The 18,731-nt window shown below is 38.1% G+C and carries 17 protein-coding genes and 1 riboswitch; of the genes, 14 read left to right on the top strand and 3 right to left on the bottom strand.

Going from position 1 to position 18,731, the window contains the following annotated elements; translation table 11 throughout:
• Position 1: 1 nt before the first annotated feature.
• The 5 genes from dapG (at position 2) to HCJ55_RS06720 (ending at position 5,929) form a co-directional block, all read left to right on the top strand.
• Positions 2 to 1,213, top strand: coding sequence for an aspartate kinase (gene dapG, locus HCJ55_RS06700; protein WP_185517532.1), 1,212 nt, complete (start codon positions 2 to 4; stop codon positions 1,211 to 1,213).
• Positions 1,214 to 1,227: 14 nt separating this feature from the next.
• The gene (gene dapA / locus HCJ55_RS06705) at positions 1,228 to 2,109 is read left to right on the top strand and encodes a 4-hydroxy-tetrahydrodipicolinate synthase (RefSeq protein WP_185502230.1); all 882 of its coding nucleotides are present in this window, start codon (positions 1,228 to 1,230) and stop codon (positions 2,107 to 2,109) included.
• 19 nt (positions 2,110 to 2,128) lie between these two features.
• Positions 2,129 to 3,796 (top strand): ribonuclease J, encoded by a 1,668-nt coding sequence (locus tag HCJ55_RS06710; RefSeq protein ID WP_185502229.1) that lies wholly within the window; start codon positions 2,129 to 2,131, stop codon positions 3,794 to 3,796.
• A gap of 88 nt (positions 3,797 to 3,884) precedes the next feature.
• Positions 3,885 to 5,225 carry a dihydrolipoyl dehydrogenase family protein gene (locus tag HCJ55_RS06715; RefSeq protein WP_185517534.1) on the top strand — a complete coding sequence of 447 codons (1,341 nt, stop codon included), beginning with the start codon at positions 3,885 to 3,887 and terminating at the stop codon, positions 5,223 to 5,225.
• A gap of 53 nt (positions 5,226 to 5,278) precedes the next feature.
• Positions 5,279 to 5,929 carry a hypothetical protein gene (locus HCJ55_RS06720; protein WP_185502227.1) on the top strand — a complete coding sequence of 217 codons (651 nt, stop codon included), beginning with the start codon at positions 5,279 to 5,281 and terminating at the stop codon, positions 5,927 to 5,929.
• Positions 5,930 to 5,969: 40 nt separating this feature from the next.
• Here the strand turns inward: HCJ55_RS06720 and HCJ55_RS06725 are convergent, their stop codons facing one another.
• Complete coding sequence (locus HCJ55_RS06725) at positions 5,970 to 7,571, bottom strand: ABC-F family ATP-binding cassette domain-containing protein (protein WP_185502226.1); 1,602 nt, start codon at positions 7,569 to 7,571, stop codon at positions 5,970 to 5,972.
• A 139-nt stretch (positions 7,572 to 7,710) separates the two neighbouring features.
• Between HCJ55_RS06725 and HCJ55_RS06730 the strand changes: the two genes are divergently transcribed.
• The 8 genes from HCJ55_RS06730 (at position 7,711) to HCJ55_RS06765 (ending at position 15,079) form a co-directional block, all read left to right on the top strand.
• Complete coding sequence (locus HCJ55_RS06730) at positions 7,711 to 8,094, top strand: MmcQ/YjbR family DNA-binding protein (protein WP_061114292.1); 384 nt, start codon at positions 7,711 to 7,713, stop codon at positions 8,092 to 8,094.
• A gap of 69 nt (positions 8,095 to 8,163) precedes the next feature.
• Positions 8,164 to 8,274: riboswitch (TPP riboswitch) on the top strand.
• Between the two features lie 67 nt (positions 8,275 to 8,341).
• A complete protein-coding gene (thiT, locus tag HCJ55_RS06735; RefSeq protein WP_008947807.1) occupies positions 8,342 to 8,902 on the top strand; it encodes an energy-coupled thiamine transporter ThiT in 561 nt (186 codons plus the stop codon).
• A 291-nt stretch (positions 8,903 to 9,193) separates the two neighbouring features.
• Positions 9,194 to 10,378, top strand: coding sequence for a betaine/proline/choline family ABC transporter ATP-binding protein (locus tag HCJ55_RS06740; RefSeq protein ID WP_008947806.1), 1,185 nt, complete (start codon positions 9,194 to 9,196; stop codon positions 10,376 to 10,378).
• A gap of 3 nt (positions 10,379 to 10,381) precedes the next feature.
• On the top strand, positions 10,382 to 11,038 hold the full coding sequence (locus HCJ55_RS06745; protein WP_008947805.1) for an ABC transporter permease: 657 nt from the start codon (positions 10,382 to 10,384) through the stop codon (positions 11,036 to 11,038).
• A gap of 1 nt (position 11,039) precedes the next feature.
• Positions 11,040 to 11,966 (top strand): osmoprotectant ABC transporter substrate-binding protein, encoded by a 927-nt coding sequence (locus HCJ55_RS06750; protein ID WP_008947804.1) that lies wholly within the window; start codon positions 11,040 to 11,042, stop codon positions 11,964 to 11,966.
• A gap of 14 nt (positions 11,967 to 11,980) precedes the next feature.
• Positions 11,981 to 12,652, top strand: coding sequence for an ABC transporter permease (locus tag HCJ55_RS06755; RefSeq protein WP_008947803.1), 672 nt, complete (start codon positions 11,981 to 11,983; stop codon positions 12,650 to 12,652).
• Between the two features lie 112 nt (positions 12,653 to 12,764).
• Positions 12,765 to 14,111, top strand: coding sequence for an Nramp family divalent metal transporter (locus HCJ55_RS06760; RefSeq protein WP_185517536.1), 1,347 nt, complete (start codon positions 12,765 to 12,767; stop codon positions 14,109 to 14,111).
• Positions 14,112 to 14,248: 137 nt separating this feature from the next.
• A complete protein-coding gene (locus HCJ55_RS06765) occupies positions 14,249 to 15,079 on the top strand; it encodes a hypothetical protein (RefSeq protein ID WP_008947801.1) in 831 nt (276 codons plus the stop codon).
• A gap of 38 nt (positions 15,080 to 15,117) precedes the next feature.
• Here HCJ55_RS06765 and HCJ55_RS06770 read toward each other — a convergent pair whose 3' ends face one another.
• Together HCJ55_RS06770 and HCJ55_RS06775 are read right to left on the bottom strand one after the other, a co-directional pair.
• Entirely contained in the window at positions 15,118 to 16,632 is a 1,515-nt protein-coding gene (locus HCJ55_RS06770; RefSeq protein WP_185517538.1) for an ABC transporter permease/substrate-binding protein, read from the bottom strand.
• Positions 16,629 to 17,612, bottom strand: coding sequence for an ABC transporter ATP-binding protein (locus HCJ55_RS06775; RefSeq protein ID WP_185502221.1), 984 nt, complete (start codon positions 17,610 to 17,612; stop codon positions 16,629 to 16,631). The genes HCJ55_RS06770 and HCJ55_RS06775 overlap by 4 nt, the downstream gene beginning before the upstream one ends.
• Before the next feature lie 214 nt (positions 17,613 to 17,826).
• Between HCJ55_RS06775 and murB the strand changes: the two genes are divergently transcribed.
• Positions 17,827 to 18,723, top strand: a complete 897-nt coding sequence (gene murB / locus HCJ55_RS06780; protein WP_008947798.1) for a UDP-N-acetylmuramate dehydrogenase — start codon at positions 17,827 to 17,829, stop codon at positions 18,721 to 18,723.
• Positions 18,724 to 18,731 lie beyond the last annotated feature (8 nt).

An 18,731-nucleotide genomic window follows, 5' to 3' on the forward strand; every position in this document is an offset into this window, starting at 1 on the left:
AATGAAAATCATTGTTCAAAAATTTGGCGGAACATCCGTCCAAAATGAAAAGTCACGTTTGATGGCATTTAACCACATCAAACATGCCTTAAAAGAAGGTTACAAAGTCGTCGTTGTTGTTTCAGCAATTGGAAGGTACGGCGATCCGTATGCGACTGATACGCTGTTAGAACTTATCGGCGCTAAAAATACTAAGCTAACTGCCAGAGAGCAAGACACTTTACTTTCTGTTGGCGAAACTATTTCTGCATCTGTTTTCACAAACATGCTTAAAGAAGCTAACATTAAAGCAGAAGCATTTTCTGGTGGACAAGCAGGTATCATCACATCCGATGATCATTTAAACGCAAAAATCACAGAAGTGGATACCACACGTTTAAAAAATGCCTTAACATCCCTTGATGTCGCAGTAGTTGCTGGTTTTCAGGGAATTACTGACCAAGGAGATATTTCCACACTTGGTCGCGGTGGAAGTGATACATCCGCTGCAGCGCTCGGCGTATCGTTACAAGCAGACTACATCGATATCTTTACGGATGTTGATGGTATGATGACAGCTGATCCTCGTATCGTGGAGCATGCTCGTTCACTTCCGCGCGTAAGTTATAACGAAGTAAGCAATATGGCGTATCAAGGCGCTAAAGTCATTCATCCACGTGCTGTTGAAATTGCGATGACTGCCAAAATACCAATGCGTATTCGCTCTACTTATTTAGAAAGTACGGGAACACTCGTTACGTCACTGACCGATGATTCAGGCCATTTTGATGTGAAAGAACGCATGGTAACAGGCGTAGCACACGTTACAAACCTTACCCAAATATCAGTACAAACAGAGACAGTAAAAGCACAACAACTAGCTTTTAAAATATTAGCAGACGCTGGAATCAGCCTTGATTTCATTAACATCTCTACTCAATCTGTTATTTTTACAGTCCCAGAAGAAAAAAGTCATGTAGTGAAACAATTATTAGAAGAAGCAAACTTACAAACAACTGTCCGAGAAGCTTGTGCAAAAGTTTCCATTGTCGGTGCCGGAATCACAGGAGTTCCTGGTGTTACAGCAAGAATCGTAGGTGCATTATCTGAAAAAAATATCCCAATTTTACAATCAGCGGATAGTCACACAACTATTTGGGTATTAGTAAGAGAAGAGGACTTAATTTCAGCAGTCAATGCCCTTCATGACGTATTTTGTTTGGAAATTAAGTAAGGAGGAAATGAAAGATGGATTTAGGGAAAGTAATTACAGCAATGGTGACACCAATTCACCCAGAAAAAGATAAAGTATGCAAAAAAAGAATTCATCATCTCGTGAACCACTTAATCGCAAATGGCTCAGACGGTTTAGTAATCGCTGGAACAACAGGCGAATCACCAACGTTATCCCATGATGAAAAAATAAAATTATTCCGCCAAGTAATTGAAACAAATGACGGACGTGCGAAATTAATCGCCGGAACTGGCTCCAATAACACAGCCGAAACAATCGCTTTCACAAAAGAAGTGGCTGAACTCGGAGGTATTGACGCTGTTTTAATCGTTGCACCATATTATAATAAACCAAATCAAGACGGTTTATACGCACATTTTGCAGCAGTTGCGGAAGCTTCTGATTTACCAGTCGTTATTTATAACATCCCTGGTCGTAGTGTCGTTAATATCGAACCAGAAACAATCATCCGTTTAGCAAAATTACCTAACATTGTTGGTGTAAAAGAATCTAGCGGTAATTTGGATAATATTAGTAAAATCATTGCTGAAACTTCGGACGATTTCCAAGTATACAGTGGTGACGATAGTTTAACGTTACCAATCCTTGCTGTAGGTGGAGACGGTGTTATTTCCGTTGCAAGCCATGTGGTAGGAAATGAAATGCAAGAAATGATCCAAGCATTTGAACGAGGAGAGGTTCAAAAAGCAGCAAGTATCCACCGGGAATTGCTTCCACTTATGAATGGCCTATTCTCTGTACCAAACCCAGCACCAACAAAATACTTACTTAACCAACAAGGCATTAGTGTTGGACCTGTAAGACTACCACTTGTAGATTTGAATGCTGAACAAGGAACGAAATTACAAGCTATATTAGAAGGACTTTCTAAATAGTTCAAAGGAGGTCTACGCTTTGACAATCAAAAAAGCGAAAAACATAAAAATCATTCCACTCGGCGGTGTCGATGAAAGTGGCAAAAATTTATATGTAGTAGAAATAGACGAAGATATCTTTATTTTAGATGCAGGCCTAATGTTCCCCGAAAATGAATTACTAGGAATTGACATCGTTATCCCTGATTTTAAATATTTAGAAGAAAATAAAGATCGCGTGAAAGCCATTCTTTTAACGCATGGTCATGAAGACGCAATCGGTGCATTACCGTACTTACTTCAAAAAATCAAAGCGCCAGTTTACGGGACAGAATTAACCATTGCGCTTGCAAAATCTGCACTCAAAGAGCACCGTAAACTACGCTTCAAAAATTTCCATGTTGTTAACGAAGAAACAACCTTATCATTTGCTAAAATTGATGTTTCCTTTTTCCGTACAACGCACACAATTCCTGATTCTGTTGGGATTGTACTTGAAACAAGTGAAGGCTCTATCGTTTATACAGGTGATTTCAAATTCGATCAATCAGCTAAAGACGGTTATGCTTCTGATTTAAGCCATATTGCAGAATTTGGTGAAAGAGGAGTACTAGCATTACTTTCTGATAGTTCAGAAGCAGAACACCCTGGAACAACTTCTAGCGATAGTTTAATTGAAGAAGAAATTAGACATGCTTTCCGAATGGCAGACGGTCGAATTATCGTCGCTTGTGTGGCATCTAATTTAATCCGCTTGCAACAAGTGCTTGATGCATCTGTCGCAACAAAACGTAAAGTCGCGATTGTTGGTAAAGAACTAGAACGCGTTTTCGAAATTGCTGGCAGCTTAGGCAAAATTGTTATTGAAGAAGACTTAATCGTGCCATTAAAAGAACTAAAAAAATATAACGATGACGAAATTACTATTATCGAAACAGGTAATCTGGGCGAACCTATCCAGTCACTACAATTAATGACAAAAGGAAATCACCCACAACTTAACATCAAACCAGGCGATACAGTTTACATTACAACAACACCATCTCCATCACTGGAAACAATGATGGCGAAAACAATGGACATGTTATATAAAGCTGGTGCCAAAGTGTTAACAATGAGTAATAATCTTTTCATCTCTGGACATGCAAGCCAAGAAGATTTAAAATTGATGATTAACTTATTAAAACCAAGATATTTCGTGCCTGTTCACGGAGAATATCGCATGCTAATCAGTCACGCTAAATTAGCACATGAAGTTGGTATGGCTAAATCAGAAGTATTCATCGTAGGTAAAGGCGAAATTTTAGAATATAAAAATGATAAAATGACTGCTGGAAACCGTGTATACTCTGGAAATACCTTAATTGATGGGTTAGGTGTCGGTGACGTTGGAAACATCGTACTCCGCGACCGTAAACTGCTTTCAGAAGACGGTATTTTCATCGTCGTGGTAACACTTAATCGCAAATCAAAAACAATCACATCCGGACCAGAAATTATTTCACGCGGCTTTATCTATGTACGCGAGTCCGAACATTTAATTGAAGAATCCTCCAAAGTTGTTACAAAAATTGTCGAAAAAAATCTACAAGAAACTGGCTTTGAATGGGCGAAATTAAAACAAGATATTCGTGACCAATTAAACCGTTACTTATTTGAACAAACAAAACGTCGTCCAATGATTTTACCAATCATTATGGAAGTCTAGAATTGACTGCTACACATTCGTGTGTGGCAGTTTTTTTCGTTTAAAAGTGAAAGTAGACGGGAAAACATGCTAGGAAGGAGTGATTTACATGGCAAATTTTACATATGATGTAGTTATCATCGGGAGCGGCGCAAGCGGAACAACCGTTGCTTTTGAAGCGCAGGCAGCCGGATTAAAAGTCGCAATTGTAGAAGAGCGGAGTTGGGGCGGAACATGCGTACTCAGAGGATGTGACCCTAAAAAAGTCCTTGTCGGTGCTGCAGAAGCAAGAAACCTTTCTACAAGATTACGTGGCAAAGGGATTAAGCAAGCCGCAACGATTAGCTGGACAGATTTAATGGCATTTAAAGAAACCTTTGTAGAAGACGTTCCTGAAAGCCGTTTAGAAAGTTTTCAAAACGCAGGCATTGAAACATTCTTTTGCCCAGCAAGCTTTCAAGATGTAAATACGTTACAAGTCGGTGATGATATACTAACTGCTAAAAAAATTGTTATCGCAACCGGTGCTACGCCAAGCAAGCTCCAAGTGGAAGGACAAGAATATATCCAAACAAGTGATGATTTCTTATCACTCGAAAAACTACCAGATTCAGTCGTTTTTATCGGCGGTGGTTATATTTCATTTGAATTTGCGTCGATTGTACAGGCAACAGGGCGAGAAGTGCATGTTATTCATCACAATAGTGCACCATTGAAGAAATTCGACCCTGATTTTGTCGCTGCATTAGTTTCCAGTATGAAAGAAGAGGGCGTCCATTTCCATTTTGATACAGATATTACTAAAATCGAAAAAAATGGTGAAAAACTACATCTTCAAGGTAAAAATGGCTTTTCGTTAAATACAGATTTAATCATTGGTGCAACCGGTAGAAAGCCTAATATCGACCATTTATCACTAGAAAAAGCAAATATCGATTATACGAAAAAAGGCATCGTCGTTAATGAAAAACTACAAATACCTACTAATCCTCATATTTATGCGTGCGGTGATGTAGCTGACACAAAAGGCGCGCCGTTAACCCCAGTTGTCAGTCTCGAAGCCGCATTTGTCGCTAAAAACATCCTAGGAGGCGACGAAAAAGTCAATTATCCAGCAATCCCAAGTGTTGTTTTTACGAGCCCGAAACTCGCAAGTATTGGTATTAGCATAGAAGAGGCTAAAGCAGACCCAGAAAAATACCAAATCAAACAGCATGACACAACAAATTGGTACACTTATAAACGAACAAACGAATCAATCGCACTCGCAAAAATAATTGAAGACAGGGAAACTGGGCAAATAAAAGGGGCTCATTTCCTTAGTGAAGAAGCGGATTATATGATTAATTATATCGCGCTTTTAATGAAAGCAAATTTAACTTTAGTGGATTTACAATCCGTTATTTTCGCTTATCCATCCCCAACAAGTGACTTAACTGCTTTGAACTAAAGAAGAAATATGTTATAGTGAGGGAGAAATTCGCATAAAAAGGAGCAAATAAGATGGAAATTTGGATTATTGCCGGAATATGTGCTTTCTTAATTTTTATCGCAGGTATCGTTATTTTATTTTTCCCAGCCAAACGGAAAATCGGTGCTATTTTAACAAGCGCAGGGACGTTATTAATGATTGGCTCAATTATTGGTATCATTGTTAGTTTTTCACATTATCAACAAGTGCAAAATGATGTGTTTAACTATTCTTCTAAAGGAACAAGTCAAACTACCCCAGAAGAAACAAAGACATATCAAGTAAACTATGAAGATTCCGCAGATAATATTAAGAAAAAAATCAGTACGATAACGGTCGAAAAGAAAGAAACTTATTCAACATTAGAAAGTAAGTCAGTTGAAGGTAGCATTACAATCGCTTTAGAAATCACCAACAATGCATCTAAAGTACTTGAAACATATCCAAATCAAGGACAATTAGAAGCAAATAAAGTAGATTTGAATGGTGGGGACGCTGTTTTATCTAATTTCGACACAACCGAAATTAAGCCTGGCGAAACGGCCAAGGGGAAAATCGTTTTCCCAGTCGATAAATTAGACAAAGTGTCTGATATTACATGGGTTTCTTATAGTTTCCTTAGTTATTTAAAAGATTCATCCACACCAATTACAACAGAAACAGGCAAAATTGAACTAAAATAAAAAAACAATATCCCGAAAATGGGATATTGTTTTTTTATTATTATTCCGTTACATTCATAACTTCTTTTAAATACTCATCATAAGAAATTTCTTTATTGTAAAATTGGTCTTTTGATAAGTTAACAATACGAGTTGCGATTGTTTGTAGTAACTGATGGTCATGGGAAGCAAAGATCATTGCGCCTTTAAAACCTTCCAAACCATTATTTAATGCTGTAATTGATTCTAAGTCCAAGTGGTTAGTAGGTTCGTCTAGTAAAAGAACGTTAGAACCTGAAAGCATCATTTTGGATAACATACAACGAACTTTTTCTCCACCGGATAGGACGCGTACTTTTTTCAGTACTTCATCACCACTGAATAGCATACGACCAAGGAATCCACGTAAGAATGCTTCACTGTCATCTTCTGGAGAGAATTGACGTAACCATTCCACAAGGCTCATATCGTTTTCCTCGAAGAATTCGGAGTTATCTTTCGGGAAGTAGCTTTGGCTAGTTGTAATACCCCATTTATAGCTACCTTCGTCAGGTTCCATTTCGCCAGCAAGGATTTGGAAAAGAACGGTTTTAGCAACTTCATCATCGCCAACTAAAGCAACTTTGTCATTACGATTAATGGAGAAGGAAAGATTATCAAGAATCTTCACGCCATCAATTGTTTTAGATAAGTTTGTTACTGTTAGTAGGTCATTCCCAACTTCGCGGTCCGGTTTGAACTGAATGAAAGGGTAACGACGACTAGAAGGTTGAATATCTTCCAGCGTGATTTTTTCGAGCATTTTTTTACGGCTTGTTGCTTGTTTGGATTTAGATGCATTGGCACTAAACCGGGCAATAAACTCTTGTAATTCTTTCATTTTTTCTTCTTTTTTCTTATTACGATCGCCCATCATTGTTTGAGCTAATTGGCTTGATTCATACCAGAAATCATAGTTTCCGACATATAATTTAATTTTGCTGAAATCAAGATCCGCAATATGCGTACACACTTTGTTTAGGAAGTGACGGTCATGGGATACAACGATAACAGTATTATCAAAGTTGATTAAAAATTCTTCTAACCAATGAATCGCACGGATGTCCAGGTGATTGGTAGGCTCATCCAGAAGTAAGATATCTGGTTTACCGAATAAAGCTTGCGCAAGAAGCACTTTCACTTTTTCTCCACCAGTTAAATCTTTCATAAGTTTTCCGTGTAAGTCAGTAGGGATACCTAAGCCGTTTAATAAAACAGCAGCCTCAGATTCCGCTTCCCAACCATTTAATTCAGCAAATTCGCCTTCAAGTTCCGCAGCACGGATACCATCTGCATCGCTGAAATCTTCTTTCATGTAAATGGCATTTTTTTCGTCCATAATTTTGTATAGACGTTCATGTCCCATAATAACAGTGTTAAGAACAAGTTCATTATCATACTGGAAATGATCTTGGCGAAGGACAGCTAGACGCTCACCTGAACCAATATGCACATTACCACTTTGTGAATCAAGCTCGCCAGAAAGCACTTTTAGGAACGTTGATTTACCAGCACCGTTTGCGCCAATAAGACCGTAACAGTTACCTGGCAAAAATTTAATCGAAACATCTTCAAATAGCTTTTTATCGCCGTAGCGTAAGCCAACATTATTTACAGTTAACATTTTCTTCCTCCAATACTAAGTTACTTCTTCTTGAAATCAGAAAAAGCACAATTACTTCTATTTTAACATGGTTAGTGAAGCAAAGAAAGCATACACACATAAATAAATGTTATAATATGAAAATAAGGAGGAGAGCTGGATGGATTACGAGCAAACTTTACAAGAAAAAGTCGCGCTTTGTCTTACTTTACAAGCTGCCAAAGAAACTTTTCCGTTTGATAAAAAAACGCATGCCTTAACGGTTGGTGGTAAAATATTCGCACTGATACATTTATACCACGGGGATTTATATGTCAGCGTTAAATGTCAGCCTGAAAGAATTGATTTGTTGCGCGATGAATATTTGAGCATAAAACCAGGCTATCATTTAAATAAAAAGCATTGGATTACGCTTGTTATTAATGAAAAATACGATGTGGAAGCTGAAACTGAATTTGCGTTAATTCAAAATAGTTATCAGCTTATTTTTGATAAATTGCCGAAAAAAGCGCAAAATACTGTGAAATTTTCTGCAAATGACTAAAGAAAAGAAAAAATTCTTTACAAAAAAGAAGTGCATGCTATAATAATTGTTGTACGATAATTTCATAGACGTTACCACAGGGGGGGCTTCTTAGCTGAGATTGAGTCCACGTGTTTTTGGATTCTGACCCTTTGAACCTGTTCGTTAATACGAGCGTAGGGATTGTGGCGATTGCATTTCTAACCATAGAAACTGCTTTCTTCTGGGGTACGTTTTTGACCAAAAAGAAGAGGGGAGTTTATTTTTTATGCAAAACAAACGATTAATCATTTTACTTGAGTGTGCTATCTTTGCCGCAGTGGCGATGGTACTAAGTTTTATCCCGCTGGACATCGGCTCTAGTTTCTCGATTTCACTGGGAATGATTCCTATGTATGTGATTGCGATCCGCCGCGGTTTTTGGGCTGCTGGATTCGCTGGACTACTGTGGGGGTTACTACATTTTCTCACTGGGAAAGCCTATATTTTAATGCCGTCACAAGCATTTATTGAGTACATTTTAGCTTTCAGTTTTGTTGCGTTTAGTGGCGTATTCAGTAAGCAAGTTCGAAGCAATTTAGCTGCTAATCAACTTAAAAAGGCAATCCAATGGGCGTGGGGAACCATGATTATTGGTGGCGTTGCTAAATATTTTTGGCATTATGTTGCTGGCGTGTTATTCTGGGGGGCTTATGCTTTTCAAGGTTGGGGCGCTCAGCTGTTTTCGATTGTCATGAATGGGGCTAGCTGCTTGGCTACGGTCATTGTTGCTGGTATCGTCATCTCGATATTACTAAAAACCTCACCCAAATTATTCTTACCAAAATAACCACAAGGTCCGAGAGCATTTGCTTTTGGGCCTTTTTAAGTGTGTTATAATTAAATAAATACTATATTGCAGCTTATTACAATGCTCATTTTCACGATTAAAGTTTAGCATCGATGTCACACGTGCCACAAGTACGAAATCATCTTGTCTAGGAACTTCCGTTTGAATGTAACACTGTCTTTAAGCTGTTTTTTTTGTATTTAAAAAGTTTAAATCAGTACTCTTTAGGGAAAATATTTATCGATTGCCAATTTTTTGGTAGTGGTAAAGAAAAAATGGAGGTGTATAAGCGTGTTAAAATTTGAACACGTAACGAAGACTTATAAAGGGGGCAAAAAAGCTGTTAATGATCTAACTCTTAGCATCGATAAAGGAGAATTTGTTTGTTTTATCGGTCCAAGTGGTTGTGGAAAGACGACAACAATGAAGATGATTAACCGGCTTATTGAACCTACAGAAGGTAAAATATTTATTAATGACAAAGACATCATGGCGGAAGATCCTGTCAAACTAAGACGTTCGATTGGTTATGTTATCCAACAAATTGGCTTAATGCCACATATGACGATTCGTGAAAATATCGTCCTTGTTCCAAAGTTACTTAAATGGTCCGAAGAGAAAAAACAAGAACGGGCCAAAGAATTAATTAAATTAGTAGATTTACCAGAAGAGTTTTTAGACCGATATCCTTATGAATTAAGTGGTGGACAGCAACAACGTATCGGTGTTCTGAGAGCGCTTGCGGCTGAACAAAATTTAATTTTAATGGATGAACCTTTTGGCGCACTAGATCCAATTACTCGTGATTCTCTTCAAGAAGAATTCAAAAACTTGCAAAAAGAGCTTGGAAAAACGATTATTTTCGTTACGCATGATATGGATGAAGCAATTAAACTTGCAGACCGTATCGTTATTATGAAAGCAGGCGAAATCGTTCAATTTGATACGCCAGATGAAATTTTACGCAATCCGGCGAATTCCTTTGTGCGTGATTTCATCGGGAAAGATCGCTTAATTGAAGCGAAACCAGATGTTACTCAAGTAGCGCAAATTATGAATACGAATCCCGTTTCTATTACAGCGGATAAATCACTACAAGCCGCGATTACTATTATGAAAGAAAAACGAGTAGATACGTTACTAGTAGTGGATGAAGGCAATGTATTAAAAGGCTTTATCGACGTAGAGCAAATTGATTTAAATCGTCGTACTGCAACTTCTGTTATGGATATAATCGAGAAAAACGTTTTTTATGTCAATGAAGATACGTTACTTCGCGATACAGTGCAACGGATATTAAAACGTGGCTATAAATATATTCCGGTCGTTGATAAAGATAAACGGCTTGTCGGGATTGTCACTCGTGCGAGCTTAGTAGATATCGTTTATGATTCCATCTGGGGCGAAGGAGCAGAAACGCAGGAGGAACATGCCGCTTCCGAAACGACAGAGCCAGAAATGAAGCAGGAGGGATAAGCTATGGACGCAATTGTTACTTTTTTTCAAGAAAACGGCCATAACTTACTTGTCCAAACATGGCAACATCTATTTATCTCCTTATCTGCCGTTATTTTAGGGATTGTCGTTGCGGTACCAACTGGAATCTTACTCACTCGTTCACCAAGAGTAGCGAACTTTGTTATTGGTGTAGTTAGTGTTCTTCAAACTGTCCCATCACTCGCCATTTTGGCATTCATTATTCCATTTCTTGGGGTTGGAACGCTACCGGCGATTATTGCGCTATTTATTTATGCGCTTTTACCAATCTTGCGTAACACTTTTATCGGGGTTCGAGGGGTTGATAAAAATTTAATCGAATCTGGTCGTGGAATGGGGATGACGAATTGGCAACTGATTGTAAATGTTGAAATTCCTAATTCTATCTCAATTATTATGGCCGGCATTCGTTTATCTGCCGTTTACGTTATCGCTTGGGCAACACTTGCTTCCTATATTGGTGCTGGCGGACTTGGAGACTTTATTTTTAATGGCTTGAACTTATACCGTCCAGATTTAATTCTCGGCGGAGCAATTCCAGTAACCATTTTAGCCCTTGTAGTAGAATTCGCGCTTGGAAAATTAGAATATCGCCTCACTCCAAAAGCCATCCGCGAAGCTCGGGAAGGGGGAGAATGATATGAAGAAAAAATTAATCGCATTATTCAGCGTGCTACTTCTAACCAGTTCGCTTTTCTTATCTAGTTGTTCTTTACCAGGTCTTGGAGGAAGTTCCAAAGATACTATCCGTATTGGTGCAATGGCCACAACTGAGTCACAAATCGTTTCCAATATTTTAAAAGAATTGATTGAGCATGACACGGGCTTAAAAGTAGAAATCGTCAACAACCTCGGATCAACTATCGTGCAACACCAAGCAATGCTTAACGGTGATGTAGATATTACAGCTACAAGATACACTGGAACCGATTTAGTTGGGCCACTCGGCGAAGATGCTATTAAAGACCCAGAAAAAGCCTTAGCTGCTGTTAAAAAAGGGTTTGAAGAACGTTTCCACCAAACATGGTTTGATTCTTACGGCTTTGCTAATACTTATGTGTTTATGGTGCGTCAAGATACCGCTAAGAAATACAACCTAAATACCGTAAGTGATATGCGCAAAGTGGAAAATGAACTCACTGCTGGCGTTGATAATTCTTGGATGGAACGCGAAGGAGACGGCTATAAAGCATTCTCAAAAGCCTATGACATCGAATTCAAGAAAATCTTCCCAATGCAAATTGGCTTAATTTACACTGCGCTTAAAAACAATCAAATGGACGTGGCGCTTGGTTACTCAACAGACGGCCGTATCCCAACATACAACTTAAAACTATTAAAAGATGATAAAAAATTCTTCCCACCATATGACGCTTCAGCACTCGCAACAGATGAAATTTTAAAGAAACACCCAGAACTAAAAACTACGATTAATAAGCTAAAAGGTAAAATTTCCACTGAAGAAATGCAAAAGCTTAATTATGAGGCAGATGGCAAATTAAAAGAACCATCCATTGTAGCGCAAGAATTCCTACAAAAAAATAATTACTTTGACGGTAAAAACTAAGGAGGTGCCAAAAGATGGAAACATTAAAACAATTAATTGACTATTACCAAACAAATGGAAGTTATGTCATGGAAGAGTTCTGGCGGCATTTCTTAATGAGTGCTTACGGAGTTATCTTCGCAGCAATCATTGCAATACCACTCGGAGTATATATTGCTAGGAAAAAACGCTTAGCCGGCTGGGTTATCCAAATTGCCAATATCATCCAAACAATCCCAGCACTCGCCCTGTTAGCTGTACTTATGCTCATCATGGGCTTAGGGACGAATACAGTCGTTTTATCCTTATTCCTATATTCTTTACTACCAATTCTAAAAAACACCTACACAGGCATTAGAAACGTCGACGGGGCGCTTCTTGAATCCGGTAAAGCAATGGGAATGACAAAATGGCAAGTGCTACGCCTTATCGAAATGCCACTTGCATTATCCGTTATTATGGCAGGTATCAGAAATGCACTTGTTATCGCGATTGGAGTCGCAGCAATCGGGACATTCGTTGGAGCAGGAGGCCTTGGAGACATCATCGTCCGCGGAACTAATGCTACAAACGGTACCGCGATCATTTTAGCTGGTGCAATCCCAACGGCAGTCATGGCCATTTTAGCCGATCTGCTACTTGGTTGGGTCGAACGCACATTAAACCCAGTGAAAAACAAAAGAAAATCATTAACCGAAGCCTTATAGAACCGCTCGAAAACACAACCTCTCATCTTCAACAAAAGGTTGTGTTTTTCGTTTGACAAAAAATGTTTCCCGTAGTAAACTTTTTATCATAAACGAAAGAAGGTCAGGGAGCATGAAAAAGGAGAAAACAGAACGCACAAAACAAAGCTGGAGAAAAGCACAAAATGCTCCCAGCTTGAGCGAAGTCAATAATTCAGTCGCTATTCCAAAAAACGCAAAATTCTTCCGGAAATTATTTGCCTTTATGGGGCCAGGCGCACTTATCGCGGTAGGTTATGTAGATCCTGGTAACTGGGCAACATCTATTGCTGGGGGATCAGAATTTGGTTACACTTTATTATCTGTTATTTTAATTTCTAATATTTTAGCCGTACTATTACAATCACTTGCCTCTAAATTAGGCATCGTTACTGGTCGAGATTTAGCACAGGCATCTAGTGATCATTTTTCGAAACCATTTGGCTTTGTCCTCTGGATTTTGGCCGAACTAGCAATCATCGCCACTGATATCGCCGAAGTTATCGGTAGTGCGATTGCGCTTAACTTACTATTCGGCATTCCGTTAATTTGGGGCGTTTGTATTACCGCGTTAGATATTTTTCTCGTGCTATTTTTACAACATAAAGGTTTCCGCTATATCGAAGTGATTGTTATTACTTTAATGGTTACGATTCTAGTATGCTTCGGAGCAGAAATGGTGATGTCTCATCCAGACATGCAAGCAATTGCTAAAGGGTTTATCCCACAATCAGAAATCGTTACTAATCCCGCAATGCTTTATATTGCACTCGGTATTCTTGGCGCGACAGTAATGCCACATAATTTATATTTGCATTCATCTATCGTGCAAACAAGACAATATGCTCGGACAAAAGAAGGGAAGAAAGAGGCAATTCGTTTTTCATTTATCGATTCCACTTTTTCCTTAACGATCGCTTTATTAATTAACGCATCGATTTTAATTTTAGCTGCGGCAGCCTTTTATACTACCGGGCAACATAATGTAGCTGGAATTGAGGATGCCTATAAATTACTTAATCCAACACTTGGTAGCAGCATCGCCAGCACCATATTTGCTGTAGCCTTACTTGCTTCCGGACAAAACTCTACATTAACAGGCACACTAGCTGGGCAAATTGTTATGGAAGGTTTCTTAAATATCCGTTTAAAACCAGTAGTTCGCCGCTTGTTAACACGTGTACTGGCAATCGTCCCAGCAGTTGTTATCACAGCTTTATACGGAGCAAATGGAATAAATGAACTATTAATATTTAGCCAAGTTATTCTTTCGATGCAATTATCATTCGCAGTTATTCCGTTAGTCATGTTTACAAGCGATAAACAGAAGATGGGCGAATTCGTTAACCCGACATGGTTAAAAATCATTTCTTGGACGGTCGCCATTTTCATCGCTGTCTTAAATATCTACTTGTTATTCTATACTTTAACGTCATTGTAAAGAGGTAAGAGGACAATAATTATATTATGTAAACAATTAAAAATAATTTTCTCATTTCTTTCCCTCGAAATTTTCATCTTTATACTATATAATTGAATTATATAATACTAATGGCGTAGTAAAGGTGTTGAATAACAATGACGGATAAACTATTAAAACAACATAAAAGGCTTTTAGAGCAGCAACATAAACTACCGTACACAATCAATTTGGACGGCGAAGTTTACACGATTATTATTTATACCAAATTAAGTAAAGTAGCTGGTGTGACTGTCTTAAATTCCGAAGAAGAACCAGTGACAGTGAAAGAAGCAGAAGCAGTTGTTAATCGCATTCAAAAGTATAACTTCTATTTTGAATACTTAGGTAAACGAGCGCACGTAATTAAAGAACGCGATAGCATTATTGCTGAAAAAATAGAACAAACACAATTAATTTTAAATGATAATACTATTTTTGGTGAAAAAATGCAGCCAACCATTGATGAACTTAATTTAGCGATGGAAGTCTACAAACAACAACAACACAAAATGGATATTTATCAAGAAGATATTAGTTTACTCAATCAAAAAATCAAGATGCAAGGGGAAATTTTAGACGAAGACTGGGAATCTGCTGAAAACTTATCGATTGCGTTTGCTAAAGCGGCTTATGCGCAAAGCATTTATTTAGAAGCAACGCGCAAAAATCGTAAACAACTCGCAAAATGGTTCCATCTTCATCAAAAAGAGCTTCCTACAGAAAAACAAAAAGCACTTGGCAAAATGGTTTCTGTTTTAAGCGACACGAATGCTGGTCTAGTTTTCGACCAAATCATTTCCCTTACACCGCTCCTTGAAGAAGGCTTAATGTTAGATCACGAGCAATCCTTAACCCAACGAGCAGCTGAATTTAATAAAGAATTTGAAACACATTGTCGTTTCTATAAACCAAACGTTAATAAAGTTAAAAATTTAATCAGACAATAAAAAGAAAGCTAAGTGGTTTTTACGCCACTTAGCTTTTTTTATTTGATTATACCTTGATCTTGTAAATAATCTTTAGCAACAGTATAAGCTGATTTACCATTTACATTCACTTCGTAGTTCATTTTACGCATTTCATCGTCAGTAATTTTTCCAGCGAGTTTGTTTAATGGTTTTTTCAGTTCTGGATATTTATCTAATGTTTTTGTCAGCATAAGTGGCGCACCTTGATAAGGAGGGAAGAGTTGCTGATCATCTTCCAGTACTTTTAATTTATACTGAGCTAGTTCGCTATCTGTCGAATAAGCATCTAATAAGTTAATATCCCCAGATTTAATCGCATTATAGCGCAGTTTTGGTTCCATTGTTTTCAAGTTTGAGAATGTCAGGCCGTATTTATCTTGAATGCCTTTATAGCCATCCGAACGGTCTTTGAATTCAAGCGTGAATCCTGCTTTGACTTGGTCGGATACCGGACCGAGGTCAGATATTTTTTCCAAATTGTTTTCTTTCGCAAATTCAGGTGATACCGCAAGTGCGTAGGTGTTGTTGTATTTCATCGGTTTTAAGTAAGTCATGTTAAAATCTTTTGCCAAACCGTCACGTGCCTGCGTATAAACTTGCTCAGGATCATGGGTTTTCGCATTTTCTTTTAAGAAGGTTTCTAATACTGTTCCTGTAAATTCAGGATAAATATCAATATCACCGGATTTTAAGGCATTAAATACGAAGCTTGTTTTACCCATATTAGGCTTCACATTAACTTTTAAATCCGTTTCGTCTTCAATAACTAACTTGTACATATTAATCAAAATTTCTGGCTCTGCACCTAATTTACCAGCGATTGTAATTTCTTTTTTATCGGACGCAAAATAAGGAACGACAATGATTGCGGCGGTGAGTAAAATCCCTGCTGAAATCGTAATAATCGTGCTTCTAAAGGATGCTTTTTCAAGGAAACGCAGTAGGAAATCAAACAAGATAGCTAGTAATGCAGCTGGAATAGCACCAAGTAAAATTAAACTATTATCATTGCGATCAATCCCCAGTAAAATTAAGTCCCCAAGTCCGCCAGCGCCAATTAATGCGGCAAGTGTTGCGGTACCGATAATTAATACCATCGCCGTACGAATACCAGCCATAATTACAGGCATCGCAAGCGGTAGTTGTACTTTGTATAGTCGTTTCCATTTGTTCATTCCCATTGCGCGTGAAGCTTCGACAAGTGCCGGATCTACTTCTTTTATCCCAGTATATGTATTCCTTAAAATCGGCAAAAGGGCATAAATAACAAGCGCGATAATCGCCGGTACAATCCCAATACCAACTAGCGGAATTAATAATCCCAGTAGGGCAAGAGACGGTATCGTTTGGAAAATGGCAGCCACTTGAATAATTGGCTCAGCAAGTCGCTTATGTCTAGTTAAGTAAATCCCAAGCGGTAACGCAATTAACACGGCAATAAAAAGAGAGACGAAAGAAATCTGAATGTGCTGCACTAAAGCCGTGAACAGTTCATCTTTACGGACAGCAAATGTATCTAGAAGTGTATTCATACCAGCTCACCCGAACTTTCTAGATGACGCGCTAAAAATTGCATCACATGTTTATTTGCAATCGTACCAATAAAATTACCCATTTCGTCTGTCACAGGAATCGATTGTTCTTCAGCAATGCGGCGTACAAGATTTTCGACAGGTTCCTTGGACGAAATGCCAAGTGTGCCATCGCTAGCTTGATACGCATAAAACAAATCAGCTTCAATTAAATCATTGACCGTAAAACTACCTTCTAAAATTGGCGTATTGAAAGCATGACCAGATGCTAAGAAATCTTTAACAAAATCATTTTCCGGATTTTTGATAATTTCTTCCGGGGTAGCTACTTGAACAATTTCGCCGCCTTGCATTACGCAAATTCGGTCTCCAAGCGCAAGAGCTTCTTGCATATCATGCGTAACAAATACGATGGTTTTTTTAATTTTCTTTTGAAGCGCAGAAATATCTTGTTGTAAACGTTGGCGAGAGATAGGGTCAAGCGCACTAAAAGGTTCATCCATCAGAATAATCCCTGGATCAGCTGCAAGGGCGCGAACGACTCCAACACGTTGCTGTTCTCCACCTGAAAGTTCTGCTGGCTTACGATTACGGTAACTTTCTGGATCTAAGCCAACACTATCTAGTAATTCCGTAATCCGGTCGTGAATTTTTTCTTTGCTCCATTTCTTTAATTCTGGAACAATCGCAATATTTTCTTCAATTGTCATATGAGGAAAGAGTGCAATTTGCTGCAATACATAGCCGATATCCCAGCGAAGTTCATGAATATCGTAATCACTAATTCGCTTTTCATTAATATAAATGGTTCCAGTTGTTAGTGGAATCAAGCGATTAATCATTTTTAATGTTGTCGTTTTCCCGCAACCACTCGGCCCGATGAAAACAAAGAACTCGCCATCCTTGATATCTAAAGTCACGTTGTTTACAGCAGTCTTATCTTCGTTATATTTTTTTGACACATTATCAAAACGAATCATTTTTTCATCCCTTTCTTTTTAATCGAATGTATGTTCTATATTTTAACATTTTTAATTTTAATACTCAAGAACATATCATCCAATTACCCTAAAATATACTTAAATATTCCTATTTTGTTAAAAAAACTCTGGAATTCTTTGTAAAAGTGCGGTTCCATGATAAAATAAAGAAAGTGATTTTTAAACTACAACCATGAAAGGTTTGAAATAAATAATGAATAACTTACAAACACAGTTCCCACATATAACGATAAAATTAAATGAACCCTTATCTAACTACACGTATACAAAAACAGGTGGTATGGCAGACATTTTCGTTATGCCGAAAACAATAGAAGAGACGCAAGAAGTAGTATCTTACTGCCACCAAAATAAAATTCCATTAACTATTCTTGGTAACGGATCTAATCTTATTATTAAAGATGGCGGAATTCGCGGTGTTATCTTACATCTTGATTTACTCCAAACAATTGAAAGAAACAACACACAAATTACTGCAATGAGTGGTGCTAAACTTATCGATACGGCCAAATTTGCACTTGATGAAAGCCTTAGTGGCCTCGAATTCGCGTGTGGGATTCCTGGCTCTATTGGTGGAGCATTACATATGAATGCCGGCGCATACGGCGGCGAAATCAGCGATGTTTTAGAAGCTGCTACCGTATTAACACAAACGGGCGAACTAAAAAAATTAAAGCGCTCAGAACTAAAAGCAGCGTATCGCTTTAGCACCATTGCTGAGAAACATTACATCGTACTGGATGCAACTTTTTCTTTAGCATTAGAGGATAAAAATGCCATCCAAGCAAAAATGGATGAACTAACCGCAGCACGCGAATCAAAACAGCCACTAGAATATCCTTCTTGCGGAAGTGTGTTCAAACGTCCACCAGGTCATTTTGCCGGTAAACTCATTCAAGACAGCGGCTTACAAGGACATATTATCGGTGGGGCTCAAGTTTCCTTAAAACATGCTGGGTTTATTGTAAATATCGGCGGCGCAACTGCCACAGACTACATGGATTTAATTGCCTATGTTCAAAAAACCGTCCGTGAGAAATTCGATGTAGAACTAGAAACAGAAGTTAAAATTATTGGCGAAGATAAGTAGCCACAACA

The sequence above is a fragment of the Listeria marthii genome, assembly GCF_014227425.1.
GTDB classification, from domain to species: domain Bacteria; phylum Bacillota; class Bacilli; order Lactobacillales; family Listeriaceae; genus Listeria; species Listeria marthii.

What these genes read in the sequence shown, in the direction of transcription:
- dapG (WP_185517532.1), top strand. Translation starts at nt 2, where the DNA reads ATGAAAATCATTGTTCAAAAATTTGGCGGAACATCCGTCCAAAATGAA.
- dapA (WP_185502230.1), top strand. Translation starts at nt 1,228, where the DNA reads ATGGATTTAGGGAAAGTAATTACAGCAATGGTGACACCAATTCACCCA.
- HCJ55_RS06715 (WP_185517534.1), top strand. Translation starts at nt 3,885, where the DNA reads ATGGCAAATTTTACATATGATGTAGTTATCATCGGGAGCGGCGCAAGC.
- HCJ55_RS06720 (WP_185502227.1), top strand. Translation starts at nt 5,279, where the DNA reads ATGGAAATTTGGATTATTGCCGGAATATGTGCTTTCTTAATTTTTATC.
- HCJ55_RS06725 (WP_185502226.1), bottom strand. Translation starts at nt 7,571, where the DNA reads ATGTTAACTGTAAATAATGTTGGCTTACGCTACGGCGATAAAAAGCTA.
- HCJ55_RS06730 (WP_061114292.1), top strand. Translation starts at nt 7,711, where the DNA reads ATGGATTACGAGCAAACTTTACAAGAAAAAGTCGCGCTTTGTCTTACT.
- thiT (WP_008947807.1), top strand. Translation starts at nt 8,342, where the DNA reads ATGCAAAACAAACGATTAATCATTTTACTTGAGTGTGCTATCTTTGCC.
- HCJ55_RS06745 (WP_008947805.1), top strand. Translation starts at nt 10,382, where the DNA reads ATGGACGCAATTGTTACTTTTTTTCAAGAAAACGGCCATAACTTACTT.
- HCJ55_RS06750 (WP_008947804.1), top strand. Translation starts at nt 11,040, where the DNA reads ATGAAGAAAAAATTAATCGCATTATTCAGCGTGCTACTTCTAACCAGT.
- HCJ55_RS06755 (WP_008947803.1), top strand. Translation starts at nt 11,981, where the DNA reads ATGGAAACATTAAAACAATTAATTGACTATTACCAAACAAATGGAAGT.
- HCJ55_RS06760 (WP_185517536.1), top strand. Translation starts at nt 12,765, where the DNA reads ATGAAAAAGGAGAAAACAGAACGCACAAAACAAAGCTGGAGAAAAGCA.
- HCJ55_RS06765 (WP_008947801.1), top strand. Translation starts at nt 14,249, where the DNA reads ATGACGGATAAACTATTAAAACAACATAAAAGGCTTTTAGAGCAGCAA.
- HCJ55_RS06770 (WP_185517538.1), bottom strand. Translation starts at nt 16,632, where the DNA reads ATGAATACACTTCTAGATACATTTGCTGTCCGTAAAGATGAACTGTTC.
- HCJ55_RS06775 (WP_185502221.1), bottom strand. Translation starts at nt 17,612, where the DNA reads ATGATTCGTTTTGATAATGTGTCAAAAAAATATAACGAAGATAAGACT.
- murB (WP_008947798.1), top strand. Translation starts at nt 17,827, where the DNA reads ATGAATAACTTACAAACACAGTTCCCACATATAACGATAAAATTAAAT.